This window comes from uncultured Algimonas sp. (assembly GCF_947498175.1).
In the GTDB taxonomy this organism is placed as follows: Bacteria; Pseudomonadota; Alphaproteobacteria; order Caulobacterales; family Maricaulaceae; genus Litorimonas.
Window position 1 is genome coordinate 22,180 of sequence record NZ_CANMJB010000010.1, and the last position, 12,615, is coordinate 34,794.

General features: G+C 61.1%; 8 protein-coding genes. 1 reads left to right on the forward strand and 7 read right to left on the reverse strand.

All coding sequences use genetic code 11. The features are described from left to right. Window positions 1-317: 317 nt before the first annotated feature. From carB to Q0718_RS12040, 7 genes are all read right to left on the reverse strand, one after another. Window positions 318-3,605, reverse strand: coding sequence for a carbamoyl-phosphate synthase large subunit (gene carB, locus Q0718_RS12010; protein WP_298918230.1), 3,288 nt, complete (start codon window positions 3,603-3,605; stop codon window positions 318-320). A 608-nt stretch (window positions 3,606-4,213) separates the two neighbouring features. Continuing rightward, entirely contained in the window at window positions 4,214-4,378 is a 165-nt protein-coding gene (locus Q0718_RS12015; RefSeq protein ID WP_298918233.1) for a hypothetical protein, read from the reverse strand. A 270-nt stretch (window positions 4,379-4,648) separates the two neighbouring features. Then, the gene (locus Q0718_RS12020; RefSeq protein ID WP_298918235.1) at window positions 4,649-5,500 is read right to left on the reverse strand and encodes a DUF6544 family protein; all 852 of its coding nucleotides are present in this window, start codon (window positions 5,498-5,500) and stop codon (window positions 4,649-4,651) included. A gap of 108 nt (window positions 5,501-5,608) precedes the next feature. Then, window positions 5,609-6,769 (reverse strand): acyl-CoA dehydrogenase family protein, encoded by a 1,161-nt coding sequence (locus tag Q0718_RS12025; RefSeq protein WP_298918238.1) that lies wholly within the window; start codon window positions 6,767-6,769, stop codon window positions 5,609-5,611. Between the two features lie 135 nt (window positions 6,770-6,904). Next, complete coding sequence (locus Q0718_RS12030; RefSeq protein ID WP_298918240.1) at window positions 6,905-7,321, reverse strand: hypothetical protein; 417 nt, start codon at window positions 7,319-7,321, stop codon at window positions 6,905-6,907. A 38-nt stretch (window positions 7,322-7,359) separates the two neighbouring features. Continuing rightward, window positions 7,360-9,150 (reverse strand): acyl-CoA dehydrogenase C-terminal domain-containing protein, encoded by a 1,791-nt coding sequence (locus Q0718_RS12035; RefSeq protein ID WP_298918243.1) that lies wholly within the window; start codon window positions 9,148-9,150, stop codon window positions 7,360-7,362. A gap of 12 nt (window positions 9,151-9,162) precedes the next feature. Further along, entirely contained in the window at window positions 9,163-9,669 is a 507-nt protein-coding gene (locus Q0718_RS12040; protein WP_298918246.1) for a MerR family transcriptional regulator, read from the reverse strand. Window positions 9,670-9,938: 269 nt separating this feature from the next. Here Q0718_RS12040 and Q0718_RS12045 point away from each other — a divergent pair, with 269 nt between their 5' ends. Next, on the forward strand, window positions 9,939-12,593 hold the full coding sequence (locus tag Q0718_RS12045) for a peptidoglycan-binding protein (RefSeq protein ID WP_298918248.1): 2,655 nt from the start codon (window positions 9,939-9,941) through the stop codon (window positions 12,591-12,593). The last annotated feature ends 22 nt before the right edge of the window (window positions 12,594-12,615 follow it).

The following is a 12,615-nucleotide window of genomic DNA, read 5'->3' on the forward strand; positions in this document are numbered from 1 at the left end:
TCGATCATTCGGGAACGACCCGCCTACCCGATTTGGTCAAACAGTAGGTCACAGCTGTCTCGACGCCGTAACGCCGCTCTGTGGATCCGTCGGTCATCAATGGATCAAGACCATTTCATTATCGCCATTCACGCCCAGTTCTTGAAAAACGGATCGGAACAGGACACGGCTCTGACATGGGTGGGATTACCCTCTCGGCCGACCTCGAACCGGATCATGCAACTCCCGCTTTTGTAGGCTGTGGGCGGCATGGTCGTCATAATTCCACGTTCTCGAATCATGCCGGACCAATAAAAAGGTTGCAAACCGTAGCTGTTCTACCCGCTGGCAATGCTCTGCAAACTCTCTACCTCATACCCGCCGGCTTTCAGCGCCTTGATGCTCTCGACCGTGGCGCGACTGGCGGCGGCGGTCGTGAAGTAAGGAATCTTCTGTTCCAGCGCTGTCCGGCGGAGCGATTTGGAATCTTCCAAGGCCTGTTTTCCGGATGTCGTGTTGAAAACCATCTGCACGTCGCCATTCTTCATTTCATCGACAATGTTGGGACGGCCTTCATGGGCTTTCTTGACATAGTCGATCTCCAGTCCCTGCTCGCGCAAATATTTGGTCGTGCCGCCTGTCGCGACAATACCGAACCCGCTTCCGATCAGTTCGCGCGCCAAGTCTGCCATGAGCGGCTTGTGGTCGTCCTTGACGGAAATGAAGACACGCCCCTTTTCGGGGAGCGTCACGCCGCCGCCGAGCTGGCTCTTGGCGAAGGCGACACCGAAATTATCCGCCAGCCCCATGACTTCGCCAGTCGAGCGCATTTCCGGTCCTAGGACCGTGTCCACACCCGGGAAACGCGCAAACGGGAAGACGGCTTCCTTCACGGCGATGTATTTCTGCGGCCGCGTGGTGAGGTCGAAGCTGGAGAGCTTCTCCCCTGCCATGACCTTCGCGGCAATGTTAGCCACCGGCAGGCCGATGGCCTTGGCCACGAACGGCACGGTCCGGGATGCACGGGGGTTCACCTCGATAAGGTAGACCAGATCGTCCTTCACCGCGAACTGGATGTTCATCAGTCCAACCACGCCGAGTTCCAGCGCGAGAAGGCGCGCTTGCCGCCGCATCTCCTCTTGAATGCTCTCAGACAGCGTATAGGGCGGGAGCGAGCAAGCGCTGTCGCCGGAATGGACCCCGGCTTCCTCGATATGTTCCATGATGCCTGCGACGAACACGTCCTCGCCGTCGCAGATCGCGTCCACATCGACTTCTACCGCATCGCGCAGATATTGATCGATCAGGAGCGGCGACTTGCCCGATACCTTCACGGCTTCGGTGATGTAGCGTTCCATTTCTGCATCATTGTCCACGATTTCCATGCCGCGCCCGCCCAGCACGTTGGAGGGCCTCAGGACGAGCGGATAACCGACCGTCTTGGCGGCTTCCTTCGCCTCTTTTGCGGTCTTGGCGATGGCATTGTTGGGCTGGCGCAGACCGAGCTTTTCGACCAGAGCCTTGAAGCGTTCGCGATCCTCCGCGCGGTCGAGCGCGTCGGACTTGGTGCCGAGTAGCGGGATACCGTTCGCCTCCAATGCGCCCGCCAGCTTGAGCGGCGTCTGCCCGCCAAACTGCACGACGACGCCGAGCAGCTCGCCGGATTGCATCTCGCCCTGGATCAGCTCCAGCACATCCTCTTCCGTCAGAGGCTCGAAGTAGAGCCGGTCGGACGTGTCGTAATCGGTCGAGACCGTTTCCGGGTTACAGTTGACCATGATGGATTCGATGCCCAGATCCGCCATGGCGTAGGCCGCGTGGACGCAGCAATAGTCGAACTCGATCCCCTGGCCGATCCGGTTGGGCCCGCCGCCCAGGATGACCACCTTTTTGCGGTCCGACACGCGGGCTTCGTTCTCGATCTCTCCCCCGAAGCTCAGCGCCTCATAGGTCGAATACATATAGGGCGTCTTGGCCTGAAACTCGGCCGCGCACGTGTCGACGCGTTTATAGACGGGGCGGACTTTCGCCTTGTGACGAGCCTTGCGCACGGCACGTTCCTTGGTCCCGGTCAACTCGCCGATGCGCGCGTCGGAGAAGCCTTCGGACTTGATGGCGCGCCATTGCTCAGGCGTGGCTGGCAGACCGTTCTCGCGGAGCCACTCTTCGGCCTTCACGAGGGTTTCGATCTGGCGCAGGAACCACTTGTCGATGGAAGTATAGGTATAGACCTTGTCCACGCTCAGCCCGTGGCGGAAGGCCTGCGCGACGACGAGCAGGCGGTCGGGGGCGAGGATGGAGAGCCGCGCCTTGATCGCAGCGTCGAGCGCTTCGGAGTCGGTCTCGTCGAAGTGGATTTCGTTCAATCCTGTCAGGCCGGTCTCCAGGCTGCGCAAGGCCTTCTGGAAGCTCTCGGCAAAGGTTCGACCGATGGACATGGCCTCGCCGACGGAGCGCATCGCCGTGGTCAGAATGGGCTCCGCGCCGGGGAATTTTTCGAACGCGAAGCGCGGGCACTTGGTGACGACATAGTCGATGGTCGGCTCGAACGCGGCCGGGGTCGCGCCGGTGATGTCGTTATCGAGCTCGTCCAGCGTGTAGCCTACGGCAAGTTTCGCGGCGATCTTGGCGATGGGGAACCCGGTCGCCTTGGACGCTAGAGCCGAGCTGCGCGACACGCGCGGGTTCATTTCGATTACAACCATGCGGCCATCCGCCGGGTTCATGCCGAACTGCACGTTCGAGCCGCCCGTCTCCACCCCGATCTCGCGCAGCACGGCGATGCTCGCGTCGCGCATCCGCTGATATTCCTTGTCGGTCAGGGTCAGGGCAGGCGCGACCGTGATACTGTCGCCCGTATGCACGCCCATCGGGTCGATATTCTCGATGGCGCAGATGATGATGCAATTGTCCGCACGGTCGCGCACGACCTCCATCTCATACTCTTTCCAGCCAAGCAGGCTTTCGTCTACGAGCACCTGATTGGTCGGCGATGCGGAGAGGCCGGAGCGGATGATATCCTGATACTCGTCCTTATTATAGGCGACACCGCCACCCGTGCCGCCCATGGTGAAAGCCGGACGGATAATGGCGGGCAGACCCGTGAAGTCTAGCGCGTCCATCGCGGTGGCGACCCCGGCCGCGTAATCGACCGATCCGTCTTCGCGGGTCGGGGCGGTGACGATGGTCGCGCGCGGATTTTCCAGCCCGATTTTGGTCATGGCGTCGGCGAAGCGCTCGCGGTTTTCCGCCTTGTCGATGACGTCCGCCTTGGCGCCGATCATCTCCACGCCATACTTTTCCAGAACGCCCATCTGCTCCAGCGCCAGCGCACAGTTCAGCGCCGTCTGCCCGCCCATGGTCGGCAGCAGCGCATCCGGCTTTTCGATCGCGATGATCTTCTCGACGATCTCCGGCGTGATCGGCTCGACATAGGTTGCGTCCGCCAAACCCGGATCGGTCATGATGGTGGCCGGGTTGGAGTTGACCAAGACGACCCGATAGCCCTCCTCCTTCAGCGCCTTGACCGCTTGCACGCCCGAATAGTCGAACTCGCACGCCTGCCCGATAATGATCGGCCCCGCCCCGATGATGAGGATGGAGGAGATGTCGGTACGTTTAGGCATGGGCGCGGCGTCCGTGGCGGAAGAAAAGCAAATTGCCGTCTGTTAGGGAGATGGATGACGAGTCGCAAGGATCCGGTCGGGACTTTCGCACATCTTCCTTCAGCGGCAGTCTAGACGCGCTGCCTCAGTGCCCTCGGGAATGCCGGCTCGATTGGGGCCGCACGGCTTCCGTCCGGTTTGTGGCGCCAAGCCCTTCCCGATGTGAGTTCGTAACACGGAAACCGCGGCTCTTTTCAGTCATCGCACCATGTCCGATCTGGGACGCCGAGAGCTGGGCTTTGGCAGGTAACAAGGGTTCGACACCGATAGGCGGCATCGCCGTATCCATGTCGCGACGGATCAGGTCGCTTTCATTGCCCCAACTTAACTTGGACTGTGTTTTAGGGACGGATATTTTAGGGGTTGGCTTGAGTCTGATCATGGCGGACTTTCCGTGCCGCAACGGATCCGACCGCAGGCGACCGAGAGTCCGGCACTTGATTGAAATTGAGGTAAGAGGAAAAGGTTTGCGCGAAACATGACGGGCCGCTTCTCTGGGGAGTGAAACGGCCCGAACCATAGCGTGGTAACCGGAACAGTCGCATGGCGACGATCCGATGACGCCAGGATTAGCTGTTAGCAGGCTTGGTTTGGTTTTTCTGCGACATATCGGTCGATGCTTTAGAAATCGTCTGTTCGGACTTGTCATCCATTGAAACGACCTTGGACGGAGGCGACGAAGGCTTGCCCGTCTTCTTGGTTTTGTTGTTACCCTTGTTCTTGAACACGGACATTACGTCCTCTTTTCATTGTACGAGAAACATGTCTCGTCGCGCGCGGAAGACTGTTCCGCACTCTAACAAGTGGTCACGGCTGAGCAGCTTTACAAGCCTGAATTGCAATTATAAATTACAGATCCGGAAGAGGGATCGCGGCGCTGTCCGTAACGGAGAGAAAGCGAATTGCCGTCTGTCAGGGGCGCGAAGGCGAGGTGTAATCAAGGGTAAGGATCGTCTACGCTCTTTTGCCAATCGCAATCGGAAAAGCCAAAACTGTCGCGTTGCTTATGGATAGATCTGCGCATGGGGCAGGCGAAAAGCGGTCACGTCGGCGATGAAGAAGGGAAAATAGTCGTCCGTGCCGAAGGCATTTCCGGCTTCCACATGGGTCGGAATCGTGAACCCGTCAAACGTCTCGAACTCCGACAGGTAGCCGCCGAATGGCTGCCACCGAAACACACCCTGCGGGTTCGCGTTGCTCCACCGTTGCAACATCACCTGGATCGGGCGGCCATTGCTATCGACCGTCACATCGGCGGATTGCACAAGACCCCCATATGACATTGTGAACCGAGCTGTGCTGTCATCGACCGCGTCCCACGTGACGTGGTCACTTGGGAGTAGAGCGGCGGGCGCCCAGAACACGGCTTCGGCTGCGTAGCGTCCGAAGGCCGAACGGGCATGATCCGAACTCCCGCCGAAACGCGCAACCGGTGCCAGGCCAGCCAGCCAGAACCGTGTCCAACCTCCACTATCTGAGCCGGACACGCGCATGACGCCCGAGCCGCCAGACATCGCCCAGACAAAACCGTGCGGCGGAGCCAGAACCTGTTTGGCGGTCATGCTCAGATAGTTCGGTCTATCTTTTCTGCCCAAGCTAAAACGTCCCGTCATGTCGATCTCTGCAACGGTGTGGAGCGGTGTGCCTTCCGCAATGGCAAATGTCAGATATCGGCGCGCAGCATCGGGCAGGTCGGCCACCATGCGCCTGTTGAAGCGCAGAGGCGCATCGGGTTGCATGCGGATCAGCCGGTCCATTTCCGCCTGGTCAGAGCGGTGGTCGCTCTGACGCCACAGGGCGAGAACGACACACGCGGCCACTATTGATGCGACAAGAAGCAGAAGGACGAATTTCATCTGGGTGGGATCCACTATGCACTCAAGAGCCCAAGCTTATACCGCGCTCAGCCGGACGTAAAAAGCGCCCCGAAGGGCGCTCTCAAACAAGCTGGACTTAACACGCGTCTAGAGCGACCGTGCGATCACCATCTTCATGATCTCGTTCGTGCCGCCATAGATGCGCTCCACGCGTGCGTCGCGATACATGCGGCCAATCTTGTATTCGTTCATATAGCCGTAGCCGCCAAACAATTGCAGGCAGCGGTCGATGACTTCGCACTCCTTGTCCGTGCACCAATATTTGGCCATCGAGGCCGTGACCGTGTCCAGCTCGCCGCGCAGATGCTTGTCGGCGCAGTCATAGACGAAAGTCTTGGCGATGGTCGCGATGGTCTTGCATTCGGCCAGTTCGAACTGCGTGTTCTGGAAGTCGATGACGCGCTTGCCGAACGCCTTGCGCTGCTTGACGTAATCGATGGTCTCGCGCAGCGCCTCTTCCATCACGGCGACGGCGGTGACGGCGATGTTAAGCCGTTCCTGCGGCAGTTCGGTCATGAGCTGGATGAAGCCCATGCCGGTGTCTTCGCCGAGCAGTGCGTCGGCCGGGACTTTCATGTCGTCGAAGAACAGCTCCGCCGTGTCCTGCGCATCATTGCCGACCTTGTCGAGAATGCGCCCGCGCCGGAAACCGTCCAGCTCGTCCGTCTCCACGACGAAGAGCGATTTGGAGTGTTTCCCCTCCCCGCCCGTGTCGGCCACGATGATGACCAGATTGGCCGTGCCGCCATTGGTGATGAAGGTCTTCGAGCCGTTGATGACCCAGCCGTTTCCGTCCTGTTTGGCATTGGTCCGCACGCTTTGCAGGTCCGAGCCCGTGCCCGGTTCGGTCATGGCGATGGCGCCGACCAGTTCGCCGGACGCCATGCGCGGCAGCCATTTCTTCTTCTGCTCTTCCGTGCCGTAATGCAGGATATAAGGCGCGACGATAGCGTTGTGGAGGGAGAGGCCGAACCCGTCCACGCCGGCGCGGACCAGCTCTTCCTGGATGATCATTTCGTGACGATAATCTCCACCGCCGCCGCCATATTCTTCCGGCATGGAGGGGCAGAGCAGACCGTATTCGCCCGCCTGGTTCCAAAACTTGCGGTCGACCACCTTGTTCTTGCGAAACTCTTCGGAGTGCGGCGCCATCTCGTTCTTGTAGAATCGGTAGGTCGCGTCCCGGAACATGTTGATGTCTTCTTCTTCGTACCAATCGGGAGCTTTGAAATCGAGCACGTCGGCCATGGGTGAAGTCCTTGGATATATGGAATGCGGTGACGAAACTGTTACAGGAAAATGCCGCAGCCCGTGGTGCCTATGACGCGTAAGACTGCGCTTATCAGGGGTGTGATGGGCGTCGGTTCATGAGCAGGTTCAAGTCTACTCCGCTGTAGCATCAGCATAGACAATTTCGCCGCTTTGGTCCTCGATCACACCGTTTTCGTTCAGTGTGGCGCGCAACGTTACCCGGTCGATCGAGCCGCTGCCATCGTAGACCACAAAGTCAAAGGATGGCTCGTTTTCCATGCCGCAGTTTTCCTCGACATCTACGTCCCATTGGTAGTCGGCACCGTCACTACGTTGCGACAGCGTTACGTCGGGAACGGAAAACGGGCTGGGCCGACCCTCGATAACCGGATCCGTCCGTGGATCCATCGCAGTGCCATCATAAACATGAAGCCCTTGTTGCTGTGTTTCCGCGAGAAAGCGCGTCTCCAAAAGAGTGAAGAAAGAGGCATCGACAAGACAGTTGTCTGGCTGGGTATCACCACAGCCCGTGGCGGCGAAAGCCGCCACACAGCCAATGCCAACGCAAGTGCGAATTCCCTCACGCATTAGAACGCCGCGGCTTCCATCGCCATCATCGGCTCGGCGCCCGTTTTGATCTTCGCCAGGTGGGCGTCCATCATCGGCAGCATGCGCAGCATGAAGTACCGGCCCGTGATGAGCTTGTTGGGATAGAAATCCTCGTTGGAGCCGTCATCGATCTTGGCCTGCGCCACGACCGCCATCTTCGCCCACATATAGGCCAGCGTCGCCAGGCCCATCATGTGCATATAGTCGACCGAACCGGCGCCGGCATTGTTCGGGTCCTTCATGCCGTTCTGCATCAGCCACATGGTGGCCTCCGTCAGCTTGGTCTTGGCGGATGTCAGCCCTTCCATGAATTCGGGCAAGCTCTCGCTATCCTTATTGTCCTTGAGGAAGGCGTCGATTTCCTGATTGAGCGTCATCAGCGCGCGGCCACCATTGCGGGCGAGCTTGCGTCCGACCAGGTCGAGCGCCTGGATGCCGTTGGCGCCTTCATAGATCAGGGCGATGCGGTTATCCCTGACAAATTGGCTCATGCCCCATTCTTCGATGAAGCCATGGCCGCCGAAGATCTGCTGGCAGTCGATCGTGGTGCGCATCGACATGTCCGTCAGGTAGCCCTTGATGACCGGGGTCAGCAGGCCGAGATAGTCGTCGCATTTCTCGGCGAGCTTCTCGTCTTTCGTATGCTTCTCGATGTCCTCATGCATGGCGGCCCAGTAGAGCAGCGCGCGGGCGCCTTCGTTGAAGGCGCGCGTTTCCATCAACATCCGGCGCACATCGGGGTGGACGATGATCGGATCGGCCGGGCCGTCTTCGTTCTTCGGACCCGTCAGGGCGCGGCCCTGAAGGCGGTCCTTGGCGTAGGCGGCGGCGTTCTGATAGGCGACGTCGGACTGGCCGAGACCCTGCATGCCGACACCGATCCGCGCTTCGTTCATCATGACGAACATGACGCGCAGGCCCTTATTCTCTTCGCCGATCAGATAGCCTTCGGCTTCGTCGAAATTCATCACGCAGGTCGAATTGCCGTGAATGCCCATCTTTTCCTCGATGGAGCCGCAGACGACCGTGTTACGCTCGCCCGGCGTGCCGTCATCGTTCAGCTTGAACTTGGGCACGATGAAGAGCGAGATGCCCTTCGTGCCTTCGGGGGCCCCCTCGATGCGGGCCAGGACGAGGTGGATGATATTGTCCGCCATGTCGTGTTCGCCGGCGGAGATGAATATCTTCTGGCCGGAAATCTTATAGCCGCCCTTGCCGTTCGGAACGGCTTTGGTTTTCAGCATGCCCAGATCCGTGCCGCAATGTGGCTCGGTCAGGTTCATCGTGCCGGTCCATTCGCCGGACACCATATTGGGCAGATAGGCCTGTTTCTGCTCGGGCGAGCCGCCAACCTCGATCGCCTTGATCGCACCGCCGGTCAGGCCGGGATACATGGCGAACGCCATGTTCGATGCGGTCTGCATTTCGCCGACCGTGATCGCCAGCAGGCCGGGCATGCCCTGGCCGCCATATTCGGGATCCTTGTTGAGCGCGACCCAGCCATTTTCGACCATCTGCTTATAGGCATCCTTGAAGCCGGTCGGTGTCGTGACGGAGCCGTCCTCGTGCCGGGTGCAGCCTTCATGGTCGCCGACGATGTTGAGCGGGGCGAGCACGCCTTCACAGAACTTGGCGCCTTCGTCGATAATGGCATCGACCAAGTCGCGGTCGACTTCGCCGAACGGTTCGAACTTCTGCAACTGTTCCACATCCAGCACTTCGTGCAGCAGGAATTTCATGTCGCGGGTTGGGGCTTGATAGATGGGCATGAGTGTCGTCCTCTAGGTGGAGAGATGTTTATTGAAAGCGGCCTGATAGCGGGCGGCGAGACGTGATACGTCGGGCGCTTGGCCATCCGGTTGATCGGTCTGCAGCAGGTGATCGTTGATAACGGAGACGATCTCGGTCATGTCCTGTTCCAGCAATGCGACATCGCGACGCCGTTCGGCCAACCCGTCGATCACGGTCTGAAAATTGTCGCGGCGGCGGCGCAGCTCGCGCGGATCGTCGATGCGACCTTCGAGCACGTCGAACACGGCCCGGATGTCGTCGAGCGAGAACCCAAGGCGTTTGCCGCGCAGAATGCGTTCGAACCGGATCACTTCGGACGCATGGAAAGTCCGGGCTTGGCCGTTGCGTTCCGGCGACAGCAAGCCTTTGTCTTCATAAAATCGAACGGTGCGTGGCGTGACGCCGAAATGCTCCGCGAATTCGCGGATGGTCCAACCCCGATCGGTCAAGGTGCCGGACGGTTCGGCCAGAGGTTTCGCGGTGTGTGTCACACTCATAATTTAGTCAATCCTTACGTTAACGTCAAGGTAAAGAAGAGCTCTGTTTCGTTAACGGTTTAACCGGGCTTTAACTATAGCGTTCCATGGAACGGTCTGGACCGGGGGCCGGTCCCGTTCGGACAGTGGTGATTCGCAAAGCACCGAACGATGCCAGGGACTTGAGAGGGGTGCGCGCTATGGCCAGCCGGGTCGCCGACGATAATGCCAAGCCCACAGAGCCGTCCATTGACGCCAAAATGCCTGCCTCGGAGTCCGCAAAGAAAACTGTGCCATCGATAGCCGCTTCGCCAAGACCCGCAAAGCCCCGCCGCCGCAAGGCCGCCTCGTCCAAGACAACACGCGCCGCTTCGGTCCAGACCGGTCTGGATGATTTGGAAGCCCGCATGAAGCGCGCGGATACGGTGACGCGCGACAGCGTGGAATCGCTTGAAGCCGTCGTGTCGGCTCTGGAAACGAGTTTGAAGAAATCGACCGCCGCCCAGAAGGGATGGCTCACCCGGCATGTCAACGAATTGACGACGCGGCTCGACGCGCAGCGGTCGAACATGCGCAAGGCGATCAGGGCCGAATTGGCGAAGGCCGCGGCCGAAGGCGACATGAACGGTCTGGACGCGGCCATCGCCCGCGCGTCCGCCCGAATGGACCGGGCGGAAATCGCCCAGGCCGGCGCTGTTGCCCGCGTCAACAAACACCTGGCGGATATCGCGCGCGCCGTGGATGCGCGAATGAAAGCGAGCGACCGGACCCGCAAGGCCGAATTGGACGATCTGGCGGAAACGCTGACCGACAGGATCGCCCAGGCCCGCGCTCAGGTCGAAGATCGTGTGGCCGTCATCGAACGCGACAGCTCGGCTGCTTTCGGCAAGGTCGGCGACACGATCGAACGCATCCACACACAGCTGGAAGATCGCCGCAAGATGTCGAGCGAAGAGGTGCTGGAGAAATTCGACGCGTTGACGATCCGGACCCAGGCCGAACTGGAAGCCCAGAAGGCCGAGCTGAAACGCGACCTGCAGGAAATCGAAGCCCGCAACCATGCCATCGGCACCGGCGCGGCCGAACGCGCCGTGGAAAAATCGCGCGAGGACATCCGCGACAAGATGACGGCCCTGGGCGAACGGGTCGACGAGCTCAAGCGCCAAGTGTCCGCCAATAGCAACGCCACGCAGGATTTGCGGCAATTGGTGTCGGACTCCTCCAACTCTTCGGCCGCAACTGCCGAACTGGTACCGATGCAGCCGCAAACGCACATGCAGGTGCATTCCCCGATGCAATCGGAGGCGTCCTTGCAGGCACAGTCGCCCAACTTCGCCGCGCCCGCACAGGCCGTGAGTGCACATGCCGATGCGTCGGGCGCCGCCCGCTTGCCGGCCAGCAATCCCTATGCTTACACCGCGCCGGCATCGAACGACGCCCATGAAATGCGCGCCTTCGACCAGACGCCCGATTTCACCTCCGCACCGGTCGTTCCGTTTCCCGGGCAGCCTTTTGTTGCGCCCGGCAGCCCCGACGGCGCAGGCGCCCCGCCCATCCCGCCGTTCCAGATGCCGCAGGCCAACAGGCCTGTAACCGGCGAAGTTCATGCCGCAGATTACGAGCCCGCGCCCATTCCGGACAATGTCTATGCCAACCCCGCCTATGGGGAGACGGCGGATGCGCGAGCCGAACGCCTGTCGCGCGGCACGCCGGACTCGCCCATGGCTGTGCGCGTCACGGACGATGCGCCCAAACGCGGCTTCGCCTTGCCTGCCGTTTCCGCCCGGACGTTGCGAATCGCCTTGTTGGCAACCGGCGTGGCCGTCCTGGCCCTGCTGGCCGGGCGCATGATCCTGGGCGGCAATGACCGGTCCGGCCCGCAAGCGTCCGTCGGCGCCCCCGTACAGCCGGTCGCCCTGCGCGATCCGGCCGTCACGCACGATCCGGTCGTCGGCACCCTACCGCTGACCGGCCTGAGCCCGGCGGAAGCACCAGCCGCGTTGCAGACCGCCTCGCTCGTCGAAACGCTTCCGGACGCCGCGTCCGATACCCGCCTCATCACCGATGCCGCCGCAGAGCCGATCGGCGACTATGCCGAAAACAAACCCGTCGTGATCGACGCCGACCAGCTGGAGACGCTGGACGCGGCCGTCGAAGCCGGCAATTCGGTCGCCCAGTTCCAGAAAGGGTTGGCGGAACTCGACGCCGGACGCACGGATGAAGGCGCCGCCCTGATCCGCCAGGCCGCCACGGCCAATCAGCCCGCCGCGCTCTACCGGCTGGCGAAACTCTACGAAGCAGGCGAAGGCGTGCCCAAGGACGATGTCATGGCGCGCCAGCTGATCGAACGCGCCGCGCGCGGCGGCAACCGCATCGCCATGCACGATCTTGCGCTCTACTATACGGAAGGCCGCGGCGGCGTCGATCTCGACATGGATGCGGCCCGCTCCTGGTTCGAACAGGCGGCCCAGCGCGGCGTGGTCGATTCGCAATTCAATCTTGCCATCCTGTCGGAAAGCAGCGAGTCCGGGGCGGAGCCCAATCTGGACACCGCGCTATTCTGGTATTCCGTCGCCGCACGGCAGGGTGATCAGTTCGCACTGTCCCGGCGCGACGCTTTGCGCGGAGCCATCCCCGGCGACCGTCTGGACGCGATCGATGCCCGCGTCGCCGAGTTCGCCCCGCGCCCGATCGACGAGGAAGCCAACGGAATCTTCAACGACGTACCCTGGATCCAGTCTGCGCAAGCGCCAAGCCGCGATCAGATCCGCGACGCCCAGACGCTGCTCGCCGCGCTCGGCTACGGTGTCGGCACACCGGACGGCCTGATGGGCGCGCGCACCCGCAGCGCCGTAATGGAGTTCGAGCGCGCCAACGGCATGGCAGAAACCGGCCAGGTCAGCGCAGCCCTGATCCGCCGCCTGTCGGGGGTCGCCAGCGCCTGACGTTTTCAGGACACCTCACACT